Source organism: Micromonospora sp. NPDC003197 (assembly GCF_053590565.1).
Genome location: NZ_JBSFTE010000009.1, coordinates 88,200 through 108,999, shown reverse-complemented (window position 1 = coordinate 108,999; position 20,800 = coordinate 88,200). Strand labels below are relative to the sequence as shown.

The 20,800-nt window shown below is 69.9% G+C and carries 18 protein-coding genes; 4 read left to right on the top strand and 14 right to left on the bottom strand.

The features are described 5' to 3' along the window. Positions 1–4: 4 nt before the first annotated feature. Positions 5–619 carry a DJ-1/PfpI family protein gene (locus tag ACWDV4_RS12540; RefSeq protein ID WP_449977468.1) on the bottom strand — a complete coding sequence of 205 codons (615 nt, stop codon included), beginning with the start codon at positions 617–619 and terminating at the stop codon, positions 5–7. Positions 620–662: 43 nt separating this feature from the next. On the opposite strand from ACWDV4_RS12540, the gene ACWDV4_RS12535 reads away from it, so the two are divergent. Next, positions 663–1,601 carry a GlxA family transcriptional regulator gene (locus ACWDV4_RS12535; protein WP_449977465.1) on the top strand — a complete coding sequence of 313 codons (939 nt, stop codon included), beginning with the start codon at positions 663–665 and terminating at the stop codon, positions 1,599–1,601. Here ACWDV4_RS12535 and wzy read toward each other — a convergent pair. The 10 genes from wzy to ACWDV4_RS12485 all read right to left on the bottom strand — a co-directional run bounded on the left by wzy (position 1,521) and on the right by ACWDV4_RS12485 (position 13,121). Then, on the bottom strand, positions 1,521–2,969 hold the full coding sequence (gene wzy / locus ACWDV4_RS12530) for an O-antigen polysaccharide polymerase Wzy (protein WP_449977463.1): 1,449 nt from the start codon (positions 2,967–2,969) through the stop codon (positions 1,521–1,523). The two genes, ACWDV4_RS12535 and wzy, sit on opposite strands and share 81 nt — an antisense overlap. A gap of 152 nt (positions 2,970–3,121) precedes the next feature. Further along, complete coding sequence (locus ACWDV4_RS12525) at positions 3,122–4,471, bottom strand: lipopolysaccharide biosynthesis protein (protein WP_449977462.1); 1,350 nt, start codon at positions 4,469–4,471, stop codon at positions 3,122–3,124. After that, the gene (locus tag ACWDV4_RS12520) at positions 4,438–5,604 is read right to left on the bottom strand and encodes a glycosyltransferase (protein WP_449977460.1); all 1,167 of its coding nucleotides are present in this window, start codon (positions 5,602–5,604) and stop codon (positions 4,438–4,440) included. Before ACWDV4_RS12520 ends, ACWDV4_RS12525 begins: the two co-directional genes overlap by 34 nt. Next, complete coding sequence (locus tag ACWDV4_RS12515) at positions 5,601–6,806, bottom strand: glycosyltransferase (protein WP_449977458.1); 1,206 nt, start codon at positions 6,804–6,806, stop codon at positions 5,601–5,603. The genes ACWDV4_RS12520 and ACWDV4_RS12515 overlap by 4 nt, the downstream gene beginning before the upstream one ends. Then, positions 6,803–8,017, bottom strand: coding sequence for a glycosyltransferase (locus ACWDV4_RS12510; protein ID WP_449977455.1), 1,215 nt, complete (start codon positions 8,015–8,017; stop codon positions 6,803–6,805). The genes ACWDV4_RS12515 and ACWDV4_RS12510 overlap by 4 nt, the downstream gene beginning before the upstream one ends. 38 nt (positions 8,018–8,055) lie before the next feature. Next, positions 8,056–8,703 (bottom strand): acetyltransferase, encoded by a 648-nt coding sequence (locus tag ACWDV4_RS12505; RefSeq protein ID WP_449977452.1) that lies wholly within the window; start codon positions 8,701–8,703, stop codon positions 8,056–8,058. Further along, complete coding sequence (locus ACWDV4_RS12500; RefSeq protein ID WP_449977450.1) at positions 8,700–9,425, bottom strand: sugar transferase; 726 nt, start codon at positions 9,423–9,425, stop codon at positions 8,700–8,702. The genes ACWDV4_RS12505 and ACWDV4_RS12500 overlap by 4 nt, the downstream gene beginning before the upstream one ends. Beyond that, complete coding sequence (locus tag ACWDV4_RS12495) at positions 9,422–10,555, bottom strand: DegT/DnrJ/EryC1/StrS family aminotransferase (RefSeq protein WP_449977448.1); 1,134 nt, start codon at positions 10,553–10,555, stop codon at positions 9,422–9,424. The genes ACWDV4_RS12500 and ACWDV4_RS12495 overlap by 4 nt, the downstream gene beginning before the upstream one ends. A gap of 173 nt (positions 10,556–10,728) precedes the next feature. Beyond that, complete coding sequence (locus ACWDV4_RS12490; RefSeq protein WP_449977445.1) at positions 10,729–12,396, bottom strand: sensor histidine kinase; 1,668 nt, start codon at positions 12,394–12,396, stop codon at positions 10,729–10,731. Beyond that, the gene (locus ACWDV4_RS12485) at positions 12,393–13,121 is read right to left on the bottom strand and encodes a response regulator transcription factor (RefSeq protein WP_449977443.1); all 729 of its coding nucleotides are present in this window, start codon (positions 13,119–13,121) and stop codon (positions 12,393–12,395) included. The genes ACWDV4_RS12490 and ACWDV4_RS12485 overlap by 4 nt, the downstream gene beginning before the upstream one ends. Positions 13,122–13,281: 160 nt before the next feature. On the opposite strand from ACWDV4_RS12485, the gene ACWDV4_RS12480 reads away from it, so the two are divergent. Both ACWDV4_RS12480 and ACWDV4_RS12475 read left to right on the top strand, forming a co-directional pair. Then, a complete protein-coding gene (locus ACWDV4_RS12480; protein WP_449977441.1) occupies positions 13,282–14,169 on the top strand; it encodes a polysaccharide deacetylase family protein in 888 nt (295 codons plus the stop codon). Positions 14,170–14,293: 124 nt separating this feature from the next. Continuing rightward, positions 14,294–15,406: a DUF389 domain-containing protein gene (locus tag ACWDV4_RS12475; RefSeq protein WP_449977439.1), complete on the top strand. Its 1,113-nt coding sequence runs from the start codon at positions 14,294–14,296 to the stop codon at positions 15,404–15,406. Here the strand turns inward: ACWDV4_RS12475 and ACWDV4_RS12470 are convergent. Beyond that, positions 15,370–15,804 (bottom strand): hypothetical protein, encoded by a 435-nt coding sequence (locus tag ACWDV4_RS12470; RefSeq protein ID WP_449977436.1) that lies wholly within the window; start codon positions 15,802–15,804, stop codon positions 15,370–15,372. The two genes, ACWDV4_RS12475 and ACWDV4_RS12470, sit on opposite strands and share 37 nt — an antisense overlap. Positions 15,805–15,831: 27 nt before the next feature. After that, the gene (locus ACWDV4_RS12465; protein WP_449977433.1) at positions 15,832–18,246 is read right to left on the bottom strand and encodes a Tex family protein; all 2,415 of its coding nucleotides are present in this window, start codon (positions 18,244–18,246) and stop codon (positions 15,832–15,834) included. Positions 18,247–18,338: 92 nt separating this feature from the next. Here ACWDV4_RS12465 and ACWDV4_RS12460 point away from each other — a divergent pair, with 92 nt between their 5' ends. Further along, entirely contained in the window at positions 18,339–19,547 is a 1,209-nt protein-coding gene (locus ACWDV4_RS12460; RefSeq protein ID WP_449977430.1) for an RNA-guided endonuclease InsQ/TnpB family protein, read from the top strand. On the opposite strand, the gene ACWDV4_RS12455 is transcribed toward ACWDV4_RS12460, so the two are convergent. Further along, positions 19,515–20,759 carry a sensor histidine kinase gene (locus tag ACWDV4_RS12455; RefSeq protein ID WP_449977427.1) on the bottom strand — a complete coding sequence of 415 codons (1,245 nt, stop codon included), beginning with the start codon at positions 20,757–20,759 and terminating at the stop codon, positions 19,515–19,517. The genes ACWDV4_RS12460 and ACWDV4_RS12455 overlap by 33 nt on opposite strands. Positions 20,760–20,800 lie beyond the last annotated feature (41 nt).

Below are 20,800 nucleotides of genomic sequence, written 5' to 3'. Positions count from 1 at the left end.
GGCGTCACAATGCGTTCGCCAACCCGGCACCCCGACCGTATGGTGCCGCTCGCCAGACGGTGCCGCGCCGTTCGTACTCGAGCACCATCTCGGCGAGTAGGGCGGCTTCCGGGCCGAAGAAGCGCTCGGTGAGCCACAGGCCGAGGTCGATGCCGGAGGTGACTCCGCCGGACGTGACCAGGTCACCGTCGTCGACGACACGTCCGCTGACCACGGTCGCGCCCTGCGCCCGTAGCTCCTTCTTCGCGATGTGATGGGTCGTGCAGGGCCGTCCGGTGGTGATTCCGGCGGCGGAGAGCAGGAGCGTCCCGGTGCAGACCGATGCCAGGAGCAAGCCGGGCCGCCGCGCGTCGGCCAGTGCCTTGGGTAGCACGCCGCGAGAGATCTGCTCGCTCACCCCGGACCCCGCACCGTAGCCGCCACCCGGAACCAGGATCACGTCGGCGGACCGGGGTGACCACGGCGCGCGGACCACGATCTCGATACCGGAAGAAGCGGTCACCGTGCTTGGGCCGTCGACGGTGACGAAGGTCTGTTCGACGTTCTCAGCAATGCCGAGAACCGAGACCGGGCCAACGAAGTCCTGGTCCTCGACTCCGTCGTACAGCACGATATGCATCCGAAGTGGCGTAGGGCGCGGCTCGCCGGCCGGCGTCGGTGCGGTGGCGGTCCTTGCCTTCGACGGCGTGGTGGCCTTCGATCTGACTATCCCGTGTCAGGTGTTCGCCGCCGTGCGTCGCCCGGACGGCACACCTGCCTACGAGATTCGGGTGTGCGCCGAGGGGATGGTCACCGCAACCGCTGCCGAGCAGGAGCCTTTCCAACTTTCGTCCCGGTACGGCGTGGACGATGCACGTGACGCCGATACGTTGATCGTGCCCGGTGCGGATCCGGACCGACCGCCGCATCCGGACACCGTGCGGTTGATCCGGGCGGCGGCGGCACGGGGCGCACGCGTGGCGTCGATCTGCAGCGGGGCGTTCGTACTCGCAGCCGCGGGCCTGCTCGACGGGCGCCGGGCGACCACTCACTGGCGACTTGCCGGGTATCTGGCCAAGGCCTTCCCTGATGTGCAGGTGGACCCGTCCGTTCTCTTCGTCGACGAGGGGCAGATCCTCACCTCCGCCGGCATTGCCGCAGGACTCGACCTGTGCCTGCACATCGTTCGGCGTGACCACGGCGCGGCGGTTGCAGCCGACACCGCGCGGATGATCGTTATGGCTCCGCAGCGGGTGGGAGGTCAGGCACAGTTCATCCAGCATCGTGACCCGGTCGACGACTCCGACGACCTCGGCCCGACGCTGCAGTGGATGCAGGACAACCTCGACCGGCCACTGGCGATCGTCGACATCGCAACCCGAGCGACCATGAGCACACGTAGCCTGTCCCGACGGTTTCGCGCACAGACCGGCACCACCCCGCTGCGCTGGCTACTCGAGCGACGTCTGCAACGGGCCAGAGAACTGTTGGAGACGACCGACCTGCCGGTGGATCGGATTGCGCACGAAGTGGGGTTCGGATCACCGGAAACCCTGCGGCACCATTTCTCCCGGCACGTCGGCACCACCCCGAGGTCGTACCGCACCAGCTTCCGAGGCTGACAACGGCGTACCGGTCAGGTTTCGGCGGGCCGTCCGGTACCGGTCGACCAACATCACCAGGGCCATCGCGGCGCCAGCGGCGAGGCACTGCACGACGACCGGGGTGAAGTCGTTGCGGATCCAGACCAGCAGGATGTAGCCGATCATCCCGGTCGCCGAACCCAGAATCGAACCGGCCGGGCGGAGGTCGATCCATGCGATCAGCGCCCCGATCAGTAACATCACGACTACCACGCCGACGAGCCCGGCGGCTCGGTACGCCTCTGCGGCGGGCGAGCCGCCGATCGCACCGACCCGGTCGAAGACTGTTGCGGAGAAGACCCGGATGTCCAAGAAGGTGGGGGTGACCGCCGCTCCGAACAGCCGGCCGACCACGATTCGTTCCAGCGGTGCCCAGTAGGTGCCCCAGCCGACGAAGGGTTCGTTCCACTCGGCATGCCACTGGTAGGCGACGACCATGGTGCGCAGGGTGGTGCCGAGCTCCGCCAAGCCGTCGAGTGGATTGATGGTGACGCTGTCGGACTGCGCCCCGGAGAGCCCGGTCTGCCGGATCTGGCGGGCGAGTGACCCCGCCGCGAGTCCCACCAACAGTGCCGGTACCAGCCATGGCCGGAGTCGGATCGTTCGCCGGCTGGCGGCCGCCACCAGCCAGGCAGCCAGCGGGATGAACAGCATGTTGCGGACGCCGATGATGCCGGCAGGGATGGCGAAGACCGCGAAGATCACAAGGCCCCAGCGGTGCAGCCTGGTCCACCGCCCGAGGCCGAGCAGCCCCATGCCCAAACCGATGAACAGATAGAGGTACGGGAGCGGCTTGCCGGCGGTCGCCGTACGGAAGGATTCGTAGCTCTGCGTCAGGAAGAAGGTCGAGCCCTGCGTGGCGGCGAACACGAACCAGAGCAGTACCCCGGTCGCGAGCATTCCGAATCCGACGATCTCCAGGCCGGGCTGTCCGGCCCGGTCCGCGACAACGGACCGCACGGCGATGGTGTGCTGCCAGCCCACGATGGAGACGATCCCGAGGTAACCGATCAGGAGGGCGAGCATCCCGAGGATGATGGCGGTCAGCGCGGGCGCGAGCATCGGGCTGTGGTACCAGGCAGAGTTCACCGGGGATGCCTCGACCAGCAGCCTCGGCACCTGGCCGACGGCGATGTACGGGCACAGGCCAACGTGGAACAGGGCGAAGATCAGAAAGTAGACCGAGCCGAGGGTGATTCGCCGACCCGGAAGGGACAGTGTCAGGACGGCGATGCCGAAACAAGCGACTGCGGTGGCGACGCTGGCGGCGAGCCGGGGCGAGGAGCCGAGCGCATCGGCCTTCACCGCCACCACGCCGAAGAGCACGACGGCGATAGCCAGTCCCACGGACCGGATCCTGCCGGTGGATCCAGCCGTCCGATCAGGGCCAGCGAAGCGATGGCGGCGCTTCTTCCGTTTCTGAGCGAGCGGTTCCCTCCGGGCTCGAACGAGCGGCTGCTGCCGAACTCGGGCGACCAGAGAACCGGTGCCTGGGCTGGTCACATGGTCCATCGGTGCCGTCCTCCGGGTTGGCGGCCGTTGGTCCCGGCACGGCCTACCAGCACACCTGCGGCGTGCGGGGTCTGGAAGGAGGAACGATCCAGGCGGTGTCGGAGCAATGCCCACGAGGCCCAGGACAGTCCGCCGTAGACCGTCACCGAGGCCAGCGCCGCCCCGTAGCTGCCCCAAATTGGGATGGCCAGGCCGTACATCGCGGCGGCGGCGACGCTGCCCAGCAGGCCGAGTGCGCCCGCCGTGCCCATCCAACCCCCGCCCAGCAGGCCCCGGCTGGCCACCGCGTACGGCGCGAAGACGATTTCGGCCACCAGCAGCACCAGCAACAGCGGCCTCGCCTCGGCGAACTCGGCACCGAAGATGGGTACGATCAGCCACCAACCGCTGGCGGCCACCAGCAGACTCATCGCGGTCGACGCCATGAGCGCCAGCCGCCGGGACTGTTGGACCCGAGCGAGGTCAGAGCCCAGGGCGACGTCCCGGTTGACGAGTTGGCCCAGCGCGGTGGGGATCACCCGGGGCGCCTCGCTCAGAGTGGCGGCCAGGGAGTACACACCGACGGCGGCTGCGCCAGCGACCGTACCGAGCAGGTAGCGGTCGGCCCGCAGGGTCAGGGCCAGCCCCACGGTGAGACCGAGCGCCCGAGCGCCGGCTCGGAGCAGCTGGGTCAACTCCCGCCGGCCGGGACCACGTACCGGCAAGAGCCCGGCGGCGCGCAGCCGGGTCGCCTGCCCGACGGCGACCGCCACCATCCCGGCACCCTGGGCGAGCAACAGCATCCAGGCGGTGCGCTCCAGCAGCGCCCCGACGAGCATGCCGAGCAGCCCACCGGCAGCGACCGCCGCCGCCCACGCGCTACCTGCCCGGAAGAGTCCGGCGGCGTACCAGGCGTCGGGGAACTGCGTCAGGGCGGTGTAGCCCGCCGTCACCACGAGTACGGCGAGCAGGAAGGCGGGGTCGGCCAGCCCCGGGTCGATCAGGGTCGCCGAACCGGCGGTGACCAGCACCGCCAAGCCGCCGGCCGTGCCCACGGCCAGCAACGACCACCAGGCGTACGACGAGAGCAGCCGTTGCCGAGCCGCCCCGTTGCCCACATTGGGTAGTCGTGAGCGCAGCTCGGCACCGGTGCCCATGCCGGCCAACAGCGGGGTGATGCTGGCGATGGAGACGCCCAGCACCATCAGGCCCCGGTTATGTGGGCCGAGCAGCGTGGTGGACAGCACCGCACTCAACGCGTAGCTGGCTGCCTGGGCGAGGCTGTTACCGGTGAGAAAGGCCAGGGCGAAGCGCCGGCCGGAGGTCACCGCTGGCCAACCTGCCACAGGGTTCGCCATTGCCGTACGGCGCGGTCGAGGAGGAACGCGGAGGAATGCAGGCTCTGCCGGATTTCCTGCCGTCGGGCGGAACTCGTCTGGGCCTGGCACATCGTGGCGTCGGCCCAGCGCAGCGGGCCCTCGGCCAACGGCAACAGGGTGAGCCCACGTAGCTGGGCGGAGAGTTCTCGCAGACAGGGCAGGTCGGTCGCGACGACCGGAACGCCGGCGGCCAGTGCCTCCAGGATCACCCCGGGTAGCCCTTCCCATCGGGAGGGCAGCAGCAGCACGTCGGCGGCGGCCAACACCGAGGCGATCTCCTCGGCCTCACCGGCGAGCAGCACCAGCGGGTCGTCCACGATTTCCGGCCGAGCAGAGGTGAAATCGTCGGTTCCGCCGGGACCGACGACGAGTAGTACGGTGTCCGGCCAGAGTTCCCGCACCGCGGTGTGTACGTCGATCAGGAATGGTCGGTTCTTCGCTGGTGCCGGCCGCCCGATGTGGACCATCACATGGGCGTCCTCGGGGATCTTCCAGTGTCGGCGTGCGGTCGATCGGTCCCAGCCCGACACCCGGGCGGTGTTCACACCGTTGTAGAGCACCCGGTACCGGGCATCCCCAGCGGGCGGTCCGGCGAAGTCGAGTGCCGCCCCGGTGACCCCCAGTACGTCGGTCGCGGTGTGTCGGAGCAGGTGACGCAGCAGCCATCGGCGGAGTCGCCGGACCGGGGTGTTGCGCCGCCCATCTCCCTCGCTGTGCATACGAGCGATCCGGACCGGAACCTTGGCGATCCGGGCGGCCAGCAACACCACCGCGCTGGCCAGGCTGATGTGGGAGACGACGACATCAGGCCGGTGCGACTGAAGGAAGCGCCATAGCCGCAGGGGGAAGGAGGTGACCGGGCGCAGCGGACACTGCTGGATCAGTGCTCCGTTGGCACGGAACTCCCCGGCCAGGCTCCCTTCCCGACCGGCCAGCGTGATGAAGGTCTGCTCGACCTCGGTGGCCGGTACCGCCCGGCAGACGTCGAGGGAGACGATCTCGGCCCCGCCCCGGTCCAGGCTACCGATGACGTGGGCGACCTGGACGGGATGAGATAGGGCTGGTGGGGCCGGGGGGGCCTCGATGGTGCTCCTGCGCTGAACCGAACTCAACAAACCTGACTCCTCACTGACATCCGACGTTCCGTGGCGTCGCGTACGGCGTGGTAGTAGGCATTCCGGCGAGGGGTGAGGGTGTCGGCGGAGAAGTCGTGGGCGCGGTAGAGGTTCCGGATGGAGGCGCCGGCCATGCGGTGCGGGTTGGTGAGCATGTTGTAGATGGCGACGGCGAGGGTGGCGGGGTCGTCGGGGCGGACGAGGTCGGTGGCGGGGAGGAGTTCGGGGATGCCACCAGCGGTGGTGCCGATGGCGGGCAGGGCTCGGGCCATGGCCTCGATCAGGGCGCGAGGAAGTCCTTCGGTGCGCGACGGCATGACGAACAGGTCGGCGGCGTCCAACTGTTGGCGTACCGCCTCCCCGGCGGGCAGCGCGCCGGTGAACTCGACCCGGTCGGCCACCCCCAGCCGGGCGGCGAGCTGTTCGAGTTGGTGGCGGAACCGCCCATCGCCGACGTGTACCAGCCGCACCGGCAGTCCGGCCGCGACCAGCCAGGCGAGCGCTTCGATCAGCGTGTCGACGCCCTTGTAGAGCTGGTCCAGCGAGCCGATCGAGATCAGGGAGGTGAACCGGGCGCACCGCTCGGGGGACCGCCCCTGTGGCAGGAACGCCTCCGCCGGCAGGTCCACGCTGGAGCAGGCGGTGGTGGGCGCGATTCGGGTGGCCGGGTAGCGGGCCTGCAACGACCGTTCCGTCACGTAGGCGACGGCGCTGGCCGAGCGACACTGCCGGCGTAGCTTCGTCGCGAACCAGTGCCGCAGCATCGGGCGCAGCGGGTGCTGTACGACGCCAGGGGCGAACACGTCGTACGGGTCACCCACCACCTCCAGGGCGTACGGCAGGTGTCGTCGGTCCCGGGACTGGGCCAGTAGTGAACCGATCGCCGAGGGCACCCGCAGGATGACGGCGTCCGCAGGATCCGCCGAAGCGGTCACGGCCCGGCCGACGGCGGACCGGCGCAGCAGGTACTCCCGGGGCCCCACGTAGTAGGGCACCGGCCACACCTCGACTCCCGGCCCGTCGACCTGATGGGCTCCCTCCGGTACCGCGGCGACGTTCTGCACGCGGGCGACCACCCGGACGGTGTCGAAGACCGACAGGTAGCGCGTCCAGAACCGATAGCTCGGTGCGGTCGCTGTCCACACCGCCCCGTCGGGGGTCTGGACGAACCGGGTCTCGGCGGTCACCACCACCCTCATTGCCGGCGTACCCCGTCCGCGATCTGCTCGATGACGTCGGCGACCCGCTGGGCGGCCACCCGGTTGTCGAAGAGCCGGACGACGCGCTGCCGCGCGAGGTGACCCCGGGGTGTCAGCTTCCCGGCCTCGAATTCCTGGTACGCCGCGCCCAGCGCCGCTGCCAGCGCCGTCGCGTCACCTCGGGGCACCACCCAACCGCAGGTGTCATCCACGGTCTCGGGCAAACCACCAGCGTCGCTGACGATGCCCGGGACGCCCATCGAGCCCGCCTCGACGGAGGCACCGTGCCCCTCGGACAGGGACGGGCTGACACTCACGTCGGCGGCCTGGTAGCAGGGGCGTACGTCATGCACCGACTCGACCCAGGTGATGCTCGGGTCGGTCCGTACCCCGAATTGGTCGATCAGTTCCTGTCGGTGGGCCACGCCGCTCTCGGTCCAGCCGCCGCCGACCAGGAGCAGGTGCGCCCGGGGAGTGCGGGCCTGGAACGAGCGCCAGGCGGTGAGCAGCACGTCGTGACCCTTGATGCCCCGGCCCTGGTGGGCCAGGCGTTTCGGCGGATAGACGTACGCCACCATGATGGCCACGAAGGCGTCCTGCGGGATCCCGAGTTCGGCGCGTGCCTTGGCCCGCAGGTCGGTCATGCGAGGCCGGGGAATGCTGGGCGGGACCGGGCCGGTACGGGGACCGGCCAGCGGGACGGGATCGAAGTGGTCGGTGTCGACCCCGCAGGTGGCCACCGGCCGACGGTCCGGGGGGCAGCCGAGTTCGCCGTAGAGTCGGGCGGTGTAGTCGGTGCCGCAGATGGTCACATGGTCCAGTCGCCACAGTCGACGCTCGACCGGGCGGATCACCGGGGACTCGAGATAGAGCGGCCCGGCGACCATGTGCGCGCGGCGCACCGGGAGTCCGACCGTGCTGAGCCGGGCGGCCAGCGCCGAGGCGTACAGGTGGTATTTCACGACGTCCGGTCGGAGCGCACGGATGAGTCGGCGCAGCCGCCACAGGCCACGCAGCGTGCCGAGGGTCGGTCGGAGCCGGAAGTCGAACGGGGAGCTACGTACTGCCACGCCTCGGGAGGTGAGTTCGGCGGTCAGTCGACCCGTGCCGGGCGGGAGGACCACGACGACCTCGTGCCCACGGCGCCGCAGCTCGGCGACCTGGGGGAGGATCCAGCGCCCCCCGTCGTTGGTCTTCAGCAGTACGGTCACCCGGAGTCTCCGGCGCCCCATGGCCATCCGGTCACCGGTCACCGGGCCGGCACCCCCTTCACCACGGCCCCGGCGGGCACGTCCCGGACGACACACGCACCAGCACCCACGGTCGCGTCCGCGCCGATGTGCAGGCCCTGCAACACCGCGGCGGTGGTGCCGATCAGGACCCCGCTCTCCACCCGGCAGTCACCGGAGACGGCGGCCAGCGGGTTGACCGAGACGTGGTCGGCCAGCGCACAGTCGTGGGCGACGGTCGCGTTCTGGTTCAGGTGGACGTGCCGGCCGAAGGTCACGTTGGTGGTCACTCGGGCACCGGGGAAGGCCACGAGCCCTTCACCGGCGACGAGGTCGGGTGCCAGGGTCGCGGCCGGGTGTACCAGGCTCGGCACCGGCAGCCCGTACGCCTCGATTCGCTGCGCGACGGTCCGGCGTACCCGTGGGTCGCCCAGACCGATGACGACGTGCGTGCCGGACCCGGCCTCGCGTAACCAGTCGATTGTCCCTAGGTACGACGCGTCCAGCCGTTGGATCCGTTTGAGGTTGACCTCGGCGGGGCGGTCGTCGACGAAACCCACCACCCGCCATCGTGGCCCGGTCGGGGTTGCCGCGTTGATCGCCCGGATGATCTCGAACAGTTCCCGGCCGTGCCCACCGCAGCCTACGATCGCGATGTCCAGACTCACGTGATCGACCTGCCTGTCTGTTGTGTCGTACCGCCAACGCTCCGGGCCACCCGGGCTGCTGCGCCACCGGTGCGGCTGGTGCCGGCGTCGATCCGAACGGTCAGTTCGGGGCTGCCGAGGAATTCGTGTGCGGTCGGGCTGCCGTGTGCCGAGATGCCGTCGCGGCGCAGCACGATGCCAGCGGTCGCGACGAGGATCCGCAGGTCCAACCGGAGACTGCGGTGGTCGACGTACCACACGTCGTGGATGAACTTGTCCTCCCAGGTCAGCGTGTTGCGGCCGCGTACCTGCGCCAGTCCGGTGATGCCGGGCCGGACCTCGTGCCGGCGGGCCTGGGTCGGGGTGTACCGGTCCAGGTAGCGCACCAGCAGCGGGCGGGGGCCGACCAGGCTCATGTCGCCGCGTAGCACGTTCCACAGGGTGGGGAGTTCGTCCAGGCTGGTGGCCCGCAGCCAGGTGCCCAGCCGGGTGAGCCGATCGCCGTCGTCGATTCGCCCGGTCGCCGCGTCCACCGGTCGCATGCTGCGGAACTTGACCAGTTCGAAGAGCCGGCCGTGCCGGCCGGGGCGGTGTTGGCGGAAGAGCACGGGCCGGCCGTTGGTCGCCGCGATCACCACCGTCACGGCGGCCATCAGGGGGGCGGTCAGCATCAGGAGTACGGCGGCGACGGCGATGTCCAGGGCACGCTTGGTCCGGTCGTACCGGCAGGGGTCGGATCTCACCGGCCTGCCGCCAGGAACTCGCCGATGCTGTCGAGCACCCGCTGGATCTGCGTCTCGGTCAACGCCGAACCGCTGGGCAGTTGGATCCCGTTGGCGAAGAGCAGGTCCGCCGCACCGGTGAGGACGGCTTCGGTGCCGGCGAAGACCGGCTGCTGGTGCATGGGTTTCCACATCGGCCGGGTCTCGATGTCGCGCTGGCCGAGGTGGGCACCGAGTTCCTCGGCCCGCCAGCCGGCCTGGTGCGGGTCGACGATGATCGAGGTCAGCCAGCAGTTCGAGCCCGGGTCACCGTCGGCGAGCAGGCGCACCCCCGGTACGGCGGCGAAGAGCTTCGCGTAGTGCTCGCGCAGGAACCGGCGACGGGCGAGCATCTCCTCCAGGCGGCGCAGCTGTGCCCGGCCGAGCGCGGCGAGTACGTTGCTGAGCCGGTAGTTGTAGCCGACCTCGGTGTGTTCGTAGTGCGCCACCGGCTCGCGGGCCTGGGTCGCCAGGTGCCGGCACCGGTCGATGAGCGTCGCGTCGTCGGAGACCAGCATGCCGCCGCCGGAAGTGGTGATGATCTTGTTGCCGTTGAAGGAGAGCGCCGCGATCCGGCCGAACGACCCGGCCGGCCGCCCCTGGTAGGTGGCGCCGAGCGCCTGGGCCGCGTCCTCCACCACGGGTATGCCGGCAGCCGCACAGATGGGCAGGAGCGTGGCGTAGTCCGCGCAGGTGCCGAACATGTCCACCGGCATCACCGCACCGACGTGCTCTCCGGCGTGGCGGAGCCGGTCCAGCAGTTCGGACAGCAGTCCGACGTCGATGTTGCCGGTCGCCGGGTCGACGTCGACGAGCACCGGCCGGGCGCCCGCGTAGCCGACCGCGTTGGCGGTGGCCACGAAGGTCAGGGTCGGTACGACCACCACCTGCCCCGGTCCGACGCCGAGGCTCAGCAGGGCCAGGTGCAGGGCGGCGGTTCCCGAACTCACCCCGACGGCGTACCCGGTGCCCACCCGGTCGGCGATCTCCCGCTCGAACGCGTCCAGCTCTGGCCCGACCGGGGCGACCCAGCCGGAGCGGAGGGCGGCGCGGACATAGGCGTCTTCCAGGGGGCCGACGTCGGGAGGCGACAGATATATCCGGTTGGTCATCGGGGGGAGCCTCCGCGTGGTAGCCAACTAAACGACCAAAAGGGTTGTATCAGATCGAGCACGGGATAACCGCGTGTTTAGGTCGTGTTGGTGATACTCGGGACGCGATGGCTTGAAGCGGCTAATCTGCAAGATTAGCCAGATATGGACCTGAATTGCTTTCGCGAATGCAGTCAGCAGCCCGGCAGGGTGATGGTGAAGGTGGTGCCGGTTCCGACCGCGCTGGTCACCCGGATGGTCCCGCCATGGTCGGTGACGATCTGCCGGGCAATGGCCAACCCGAGGCCACTGCCGCCGGTGCGCCGGCCTCGGGCGGAGTCGGCCCGCCAGAACCGGTCGAAGACGTACGGCAGTAAATCCGACTCGATCCCCGAGCCGGTGTCGGCCACCCGGACCACCGCACTGGTACCGGCCCGGTCCGCGTGCAGGCTCACGCTCCCGCCCGCCCCGGTGGCCCGGACCGCGTTGGTGATCAGATTGCCGACCACCTGTCGGAGCCGGTCCGGATCGGCGTCCACAGTCACCGATTCGGCGATCACGACCAAGTCGACCCCGGCCGCGTCGGCGAGCGCGGCGTGCGCGGTGCGGCAGTTCGCCAGCAACTCCGCCAGGTCGACGGTGCTCCGGTGGTAGGCCAGCGTGCCCGCCTCCGCCAGAGCCAGGTCCTGGAGGTCGTCGACGATGCGTTGTTGCAGGACCGCCTCCTCGTGTAGCGAGGCGAACAGGTCCGCGTCGGCGGGGATCACGCCGTCCTTGAGCGCTTCGAGGTAGCCACGCAGATTCGCCAGCGGGGTACGCAGCTCGTGCGCGACGTCGGCGACCAGGCGCCGTTGGCGTTCCTCGCCCTGTTGCAGTGAGTCGGCCATCCAGTTGAACGATCGAGCCAACTCGGCCAACTCGTCGTTGCCCCGCACCGGTACCCGGCTGGTGAGGTCACCACGGCCGAGCCGGCGGGAGGCGGTGGTGAGCGTGTCGATCGGGCGCAGTGCCTGCCGGCTCAGTACGGCGGTGCCGATGATGGCGACCGCCGCCACCCCGGCGGCGGCGGTCAGCAGCGGGCCGGCGGCGAGTACCGACGTCGCGTCGTCACGCGAGCCGAGATACACCTGCACCGGCACGGGGGCCACGTCGCTGGTGTAGGACATGAACGCGCCGATCAGACACTGCTGTACCGAGTCGGCCTCTGCCTTGGCGTCGCAGACGGCTAGATGATTCTCGCGCACGGACCCCGTCAGTTCCTTCGCGGCAATCTTCTGGCAGGCGATGATGGCCTGTTCCTCCAGTAGCTCGCCGGCCGGTCCGGGCGTTGGTTCGCTCTGGCTGTCGTTTCGTGGGACGGCGGCGAAACTTGGTATTCCGAAGCGGTTTTCGATGATCGCGACATCGATGCCCTCGCGGGTCAGGCAGGCCGCGAGCCGCACTCCGGCACGATAGCTCCGGATCATTTCGAGAGTGACTCTGGTCGCCTCGGTGGAGCTGTTGGGCAGGTCGAGGATCGGCCGGGGATCGATGACGGAGCTCATGGAACCCACCGGGCGAGCGGTCTGACCGCGCTGGGTGTCGGTGTCCACCAGGACGACGCCCGATACGGAGGCCAGGTGGATCCGCTGACCGGTCTGCTGGTGCAGATTCATGACGAGATCACTGACCCCCTCCCAGGTACCGTGCTGGACGCCGTACGCCCTGATCCGCTCGGTGATCTGGTCCAGTTGCGCCCGGTCGGCGGTGGCTGACTCGCTGATCTGCTGCGTGGCCTGGCGCAGGGTCAGCCAGGCGGTCGCCGCTGTCGCGCTCACCGCGACCAGCATGACCAGCCCGAGCACCCGAAGCCGGAAACTCACCTGCCGGTACCCCAGCCGAGACCCGTCTCCGCTGGCTGTGTCGGGTCGGCCAGTCGGTATCCCCGGCCGAACACGGTCTGCACGAACCGGGGGTCGACAGCGTCCCTCTCGATCTTGCGCCGCAGGTTCATCACATGAGCATCGACCGTGCGTTCCAGTACATAGTGGTCGAACCCGAAGGCCAGGTCGATGATCTGGGCCCGGGTGAAGGCCCGGCCCGGTTCCCGGGCGAGCACTTCGAGGATGCCGAACTCCTTCGCGGTCAATGCGACCGGTCGGCCACCGACGCGGGCCTCGAACCGGCCGGTGTCGACCTCCAGCTCACCCACCCGGAGTACGGTCTGATTCCCCGCACCAACCACGCGGGCCCGACGCAGCAGCGCCCGGACCCGGGCGGTCAGTTCGCGGGGGCTGTACGGCTTGGTGAGGTAGTCGTCGGCACCGAGGTCGAGCCCGAGCAGAACGTCGTCCTCGGTGGTGCGGGCGGTCAGCAGCAGGATCGGCACCTCCGACTCTGCCCGCAAGATCCGGCACACGTCGAGTCCGTCGACGACCGGCATCATCACGTCGAGCACCAGCAGGTCGGGTCGGCGGGCCCGGAACTGGTCGAGTGCGACCCGACCGTCTCCGACCACCAGCACGTTGTGCCCCTCACGCTCCAGATAGACCCGAACCAGGTTGGCCTGCTTCGGGTCGTCCTCGGCAACCAGGATGCGCGCGCTCATGCCCTCATCCTGATAGGTCGCTTCGAGCTGCGATCCGGCGGGGCGCGAGTGGTGAAGAACCGATGAAGTATCGATGGAGAGGTCATTCGGTCGGTATCCGGAACCAGTCCCGGATGGTTCCTTCACCAATTCTTCAACGCATGGTCCCTAACCTGCCGGCATGCCCGATCTTGGAACCACCCCTGCCGACATCCCCGTTCCCCGGCCAGACCGGGGCCGGCCGTCCCGCAGACAGCTCCTGGCCGGTTCCGCGGCTGCGTTGGTCGGAGCGGGACTGGCCCTCGGGGCGGAGCAGGCGTACGCCGTGGCGACCAGGGACCGACCCCTGCCCTTCTACGGCGGCTACGCATCAGGAGTCCATGCCGGGCGGAGGAGCCCACCGAGATCGGCCGGTGTGCCGACCATCTGGGGGGTGGACACGACGAAGAAGCTGATCGCGTTGACCTTTGACGACGGCCCCAGGCCGAACTGGACGCCGAAGGTGCTGTCGATCCTGGAACAGACCCGGACCAGGGCCACGTTCTTCATGCTCGGAATCAACGCCCGCGACTACGGCCACCTCGTGGCTGGCCGACTCGATGGCCACGAAGTGGGTAACCACACCTGGGCCCATCAGGACCTGGCCAAGCTGGACTACCAGCAGTGCCACCCGGCGCTGAGCCGGGCTCACGAACAGTTGACGAGGCTCTGGGGACGGGAACCGGTGCTCTTCCGGCCCCCGTACGGGCACATCGCCGGCAGCAGCCTGCTCGCCGCGAACGAACTCGGCTACCAGGTCGTGCTCTGGAACCGGCAGATGCTCGAATCCGACTTCCGGTCCAACCCACCCGGCCTGGTCGACTACGTCGTGACGACCTGCACCCCCGGCACCATCCTGCTCGCCCACGACACCGGACCGGACGACCGGCTGGTCGCCATCGACGGCCTGGCCCAGATGATCCGTGGCCTGCGCGCCCGGGGATTCGAGTTCGTGACGGTCTCCGAACTCCTGGCGGAGGCCGATCGGGGGCGGGGCCGGGAACACCGGTCGGCGATGCGATCACAGTAGAGTTCTCGCCGGTCGCCAGAGCGCGCCGGCCGCCGGTGTCGCGAGGCGCCGGCCGCCGAATGGTGGTTGGCGGTCGACGAGACCGGGCCGGGGAAGCTCTGTGGAGTAGGGGAGGGGCGGACGGGTGCTGCACCTGCGGATCATCGTGCCGACCGAGCGCGCTGCGGCAGTGGTCGACCTGCTTACCGCCGATCCGGCGGTCGCCCATCTGGCCGTACTGCCCGGTGCCGCCCGGAAACCCGCCGGTGACGTGGTCATGTGCGACGTCGCCCGGGAAGGCGCCGACGAGGTGCTCCAGGCGCTTCAGGCACTCGACATCGACGAGACCGGGGCAGTCTCGGTCGACGGGGTGGACATCACCCTGTCCCGCGAGGCGGACCGGGCCGCGGCGGACACGCCGGGACTCGGCGCGGACGCGGTGGTCTGGGACGAGATAGCACACAAGACCGGGGAACAGACCCGGCTGTCCGTGACGTATCTGTTGTTGATCACGGTGGCCACCATCCTCGCCGGGATCGGGGTCCTGCTCGACCAGCCCATCCTGATCGTCGGGGCGATGGTGGTCGGCCCCGAGTTCGGGCCGCTGGCCGCGCTCTGCGTGGCGGTGGTCCGCCGTCGATCGGCGGTGGCTGCCAGGTCGGCGGCGACGCTCGCGATCGGCTTCCTCGTCGCGATGGCTGTGACCATGCTCAGTACCTGGCTGCTGACCGCCCTCGGGCTGGTCGACCGGTCGATGCTGCTGGCCGAGCGGCCACTGACCGACTTCATCTGGCGGCCCGACGCGCTCTCCTGGGTGGTGGGGCTGCTCGCCGGGGTGGCCGGCATGCTGTCGCTGACGTCGAACAACGCCGGTCCGCTGGTCGGGGTCCTGATCTCCGTCACGACGGTGCCGGCGGCGGCGAACGTCGCGGTCGCGCTCGCCTACGCGGTGTACGACGAGGCGCTCGGCTCCGCTATCCAGTTGCTGGTCAACGTCTGCGCGATCGTGATGGCCGGGGTGCTGACCCTGCTCGTGCAGCGGTTCTGGTGGCGACGGGTCGCGCCACCGCGTCGGTTGTCCCCGACTCGACCCGATGCGGCGGGATGGTGGACCGGCCGGTACCCAGCGGCCCGTCGTCCCTCCGGCCAGGCCGGATCTGATCAGGGCCAAGCCACGCCGGGTCAGGGCCAGTCCGCGTCGGATCAGAGCCCTGCGCCGGGTCAGGGCCAGTCGTCGCCCGCCGCCAGTCGCCGCTGAAGCAGGTCACGCAGGGGCACCGACTGCCCGTCGCGGCCGCCTTCGCCGACGATCAGTCTCGGCTCCTGCGGCTGAATGCTCGCCCCGAGCAGCCGGGCCCGTAGCCCACCGGCCACGGTGAGCAGGTAGTAGTCCCCGGCCACACTGACCGCCCGCGAGTGGGCGACGTCCACGTACCAGCCGGTCAGCCCGGTCCGGTAGCGGGTGCGCCCGTTGTAGCCGACGGCGGTCAGGACGGTGGGGCGAATACCGCACTGCTGTGCCTGGCGGGTGAACCAGGCGACGAGTTTCCGAGCCCGCCCGGTCTCCTCCGCCCGGCGCCGCTCCTCAGCCGCCGTGCGCAGTTCGACGGCCTGGCGGTGTGCTGTCCGCCAGGCCGTCCGCTCGTCGACACTCATGCGCTGACCGTAGTCCGTCCCGATGGCCTACCGCCCACCGAGCCCCTTGTCGAGGCCGGCTCGGCGAAGCGCGTCGGCCATCGCCCCGGTCGGGGCCGCCGCACCCGAACCACCCCGGCCCTGCCTCGGCTGGCCACCCCGGGAGGTACGCCGGTCCGCGCCACCCCGGTCGCCACCGCGTCCACCGCCGGAGTCACGTCCACCACCGCCGGTGCCCCGGCCCGTGCCAGCGTCGCCGCGCTGGGGTCGGGCGTCGGCCTCGTCGTCCAGCCGCAGGGTCAGCGAGATCCGCTTGCGCGGGATGTCCACGTCGAGCACCTTGACCCGTACGACGTCACCGGGCTTGACCACGTCGCGGGGGTCCTTGACGAAGGTGTTCGACATCGCCGACACGTGCACCAGCCCGTCCTGGTGCACCCCGACGTCGACGAACGCGCCGAAGGCCGCGACGTTGGTGACGACACCTTCCAGCAGCATGCCCGGCGTCAGGTCGCTGATCTTCTCGACTCCCTCGGCGAAGGTTGCCGTCTTGAAGGCCGGCCGTGGGTCCCGACCCGGCTTCTCCAGCTCACCGATGATGTCGGTGACGGTCGGCAGCCCGAACGTGTCGTCGACGAAGTCGGTCGGCCGTAGCGCCTTCAGCAGCGCGCTCCTGCCGATCAGCCCGGACAGTTCACCACCGGTCGAGGCGAGGATCCGCCGCACCACCGGGTACGCCTCGGGGTGCACGCTGGAGGCGTCCAGCGGGTCGTCCCCGCCAGGAATCCGCAGGAAGCCGGCGCACTGCTCGAACGCCTTCGGCCCCAGCCGGGGGACGTCCTTGAGCGCCCGTCGGGAGCGGAACGGGCCGTTGGCGTCCCGGTGCAGGACGATGTTCTCGGCCAGGCCGGCGCTGATGCCGGAGACCCGGGTCAGCAGTGGGGCCGAGGCGGTGTTGACGTCGACCCCGACCGCGTTGACGCAGTCCTCGACCACCGCGTCCAGCGAGCGGGACAGCTTGTTCTCGGCCAGGTCGTGCTGGTACTGGCCGACTCCGATCGACCTTGGGTCGATCTTGACCAGCTCAGCGAGCGGGTCCTGGAGCCGGCGGGCGATGGAGACCGCGCCCCGCAGCGACACGTCCAGACCGGGCAGTTCCTGGGAGGCGTAGGCCGACGCGGAATAGACCGAGGCGCCGGCCTCGGAGACCATCACCTTGGTCAGCTTCAGGTCCGGGTGCAGCCGGATCAGGTCCGCCGCCAGCTTGTCGGTCTCCCGGGAGGCGGTGCCGTTGCCGATGGCGACCAGTTCGACGTGGTGCGCGCGGGCCAGCCGGGCGAGGATGTCGATCGACTGGTCCCACTGCCGGCGCGGCTCGTGCGGATAGATCGTCTCGGTCGCCACCACCTTGCCGGTGGCGTCGACCACGGCCACCTTCACCCCGGTCCGCAGGCCCGGGTCCAGGCCCATGGTCGGGCGGGTACCGGCCGGTGCGGCGAGCAGCAGGTCGCGCAGGTTGGCGGCGAAGACGCGTACCGCCTCCTCCTCGGCCGCCTGCCACAACCGCATCCGCAGGTCGGCGGCGAGGTGGATCAGGATCCGGGTACGCCAGGCCCAGCGCACCGTGTCAGACAGCCAACGGTCGGCCGGCCGACCCTGGTCGGCGACACCGAACCGGGCGGCGATCTCCGTCTCGTACCGGGTTGGTCCGATCGGAGCGGTCTCGTCGACGGGCGCCTCCGCGGAGTCGAGGGTGAGGTCGAGCATGCCCTCCTTCTCGCCCCGGAACATCGCCAGGATCCGGTGCGAGGGAAGCTTGGTGTACGGCTCGGAGAAGTCGAAGTAGTCGGCGAACTTCGCCCCGGCCTGCTCCTGCCCGTCGCGTACCCGGGCCACCAGCCGGCCCCGGGTCCACATCTGCTCGCGCAGCGAGCCGATCAGGTCGGCGTCCTCGGCGAACCGCTCGACCAGGATCGCCCGCGCCCCGTCCAGGGCGGCCGTCGGGTCGGCCACGCCCCGGTCCTCGGCCACGAACCCGGCCGCCGTGGTCCGAGGGTCGAGCGTCGGATCGGCCAGCAACTGGTCGGCCAGCGGCTCCAGCCCGGCCTCTCGGGCGATCTGGGCCCGGGTCCGGCGCTTGGGCTTGTAGGGCAGATAGATGTCCTCCAGCCGCGCCTTCGAGTCGGCCGTCATGATCTGCGCTTCCAGCGCCTCGTCCAGCTTGCCCTGGCTCCGGATCGACTCCAGTACGGCGGCCCGCCGTTCGTCCAACTCGCGCAGGTAACGCAGCCGCTCCTCCAGGGCACGCAACTGTGCGTCGTCGAGCATGCCGGTGGCTTCCTTGCGGTAGCGGGCGATGAAGGGCACGGTGGCCCCGCCGTCGAGCAGGTCGACAGCGGCGCGTACCTGCCGCTCGGCCACGCCGAGTTCGTCGGCAATCCGCTGGTGAACAGAGGTCGTCACCGAAGTGCCGCCAGGATGCCTCGTCCTTCGGGGCGGGGAGGAATGATGTGTCCGTGTTCAGTCATGATTACTCCTTGCAGTAAGGTAGTGACGTGAGGGTGGCGTACAAATGTCGGGCCTACCCGACCCCCGAACAAGCTGCGGTGCTCAACCGCATGTTCGGCTGTGTGCGTCTGGTGTGGAACCGTACCCTCGCGGCCCGCCACGCCCTCTGGCGTACCGAACGGAAGTCCACGTCGTACGCCGAAACCGACCGGGCGCTGACCGAGATGAAGAAGCTGCCCGAGTTGGCGTTTTTCAACGAGGTCAGTTCGGTGCCGCTGCAGCAAACCCTGCGACACCAGCACACGGCCTTCACCGCGTTTTTTCAGAAACGCACCCGGTATCCGCGTTTCAAGTCCCGCCAGGGCCGGCAGTCGGCCTCCTACACCCGGTCGGCGTTCCGAGTGCGCGACGGCGCTCTTCGCCTGGGCAAGACACCGGGGGTGCTGGCGTTCGTGTGGTCGTGGCCCGACATCGACGTGGCCGCCCTCGACCCGACCATGGTCACCGTGTCGCGTGACCCGGACGGCCGCTGGTATGTGACCTTCGCGGTCGATGCGGGCACACCGGCCACACTCGAACCGGCTGGCCGGGTTGTCGGGGTCGACCTCGGGCTGACCGATTTCGCGGTCCTGTCCACCGGGGAACGCATCGCTCACCCGAGGCACATGGAACGCCGCGAGCGACGGTTGAAGCGGTACCAGCGGATGATGGCCCGCAAACGGAAGGGCTCCGCCAACCGGGCCAAGGCCAAACGGCACGTTGCCCGCGCATACTCGCGGGTGCGCGACGCCCGCCGCGATTTCCTGCACAAGACCAGCACCGCCCTGGTGCGCCGGTTCGACGCCATCGCGGTCGAAGACCTCAACGTGTCCGGCATGGTCCGGAACCGGCCCCTGGCTAAGGCGATCTCCCGCACCGGCTGGGCCGAATTCCGTACCCTGCTCGGCTATAAGGCACACCGTGACGGCCGGCACCTGGCGGTGGCTGACCGCTGGTACCCGTCCTCGAAAACCTGCTCCGCGTGCGGCTACCTGCTGCCCGCGTTGAGCCTCGGGACACGGCATTGGACGTGCCCCGTCTGCCGCGCCCCGCATGACAGGGATATCAACGCGGCCCAGAACATCGCTGTCGCGGCCGGGCTGGTCGAGACACAAAACGCCTGCGGAGCTGGCATAAGACATGGGGGACCTCCTTCCATGCGACCGGCGATGAACCAGGAACCCTCACCCGCGAGGGTGGGAATCCCCCTCCCTTAGGAGGGGGAGGATGTCAAGATCCTGATCCGCCTTCTGGGGGATGGGTTCCGGTATGCATTCTGCCGGTATGTGGAACCTGGCCGTCACCCGCCACCGGTCCGGCGCGACCGGCCCGTAAGTCAGCTCGCCGCCGTACGCCTTGACATCCTGACCAAGGCTGCGCAGCCCGTACCCGCCCGACTCACCAGCGTGGCCAACACCCCGCTGATCATTGCTGAAAGAGTTGCTCCGGTGACTCACCGTGGTCACCTGGAGCTGACCAGTGGCCGGCTCAGCCCAGATCTCCAGTCTGCTGCCCGGCCCGTCGTGCCGGAGCGCGTTGGTGGTCACCTCGCCGATGAGCCGGTGCAGCACCGGCCGGAGCGGCTCGGGTAGCCCGGCCAGCATTGGCGGTAGGTCGGCCGGCAGGTCGAGACCGGCGGCCCGGAGTTCGTCGAGTCGTTCCCGCAGGTTGTCGCCTGCGGTCGATGTCGCCCGGGTGTCCAGGTCGGCGATGGCGTGCCGGATCTCCGTGAGGGCCGTGCGTCCCGCGTCGAGCACCCGGTCGACGCGTTCCCGTTGTGCGGGCGACAACTCGCCGGTGCAGCGCAGCGCCTCGGTCTGCACCACCATGACGGTGAGGGTGTGGGCGAGCGTGTCGTGTAGTCGCCGGGCCAGCAGTTCCCGTTCCTCGGCCGCGACGCGGTTCTCCTCGGCGATCCGCTGTTCCAGGCGCAGCCTGGTGCGTTCGGCGACCAGCGCGGTACGTCGGCGCAACTGCTGCCCACGTTCGGCACCGGCCAACCAGGCCAGGGTGAACGCGACCACGGCCAGCAGGAAGCCCTCGACCGGGCCCCGGCCGGGCAGACTGGCTGCCGCGACTGACACGGTCGCCGCGGCACACACCCACCAGCGCACCGGTGATGATCGGCTGCCTGCCGCCGTGTAGATGGCCAACAGTGCGGGCAGGTAGCCGACGGTGCGGGACATGCCGAGCAGCATCTGTGCCGAGGTGGCCAGTGCCACCACGGCGAGCACGGCGCCGGGAGCCTGACGGCGGACCAGCAGGGGGAGGATCTGGGCCGTGCCCAGGAGCAGCCCGAGAAGTCCACCGGTTTCCGGTACCGCCCCGCTGACCAGGAACAGGCCGACCAGCAGGCCCTGCATAGCGAGGTCTGCCACCAGTTGCCAGCGGGTTCGTATCCAGCCGCTCACCTGCTGTCTCGTCGCCATTTTCCCCGCCCCCTGGTCGGCTGTCGCGTCGGCACGTCGAA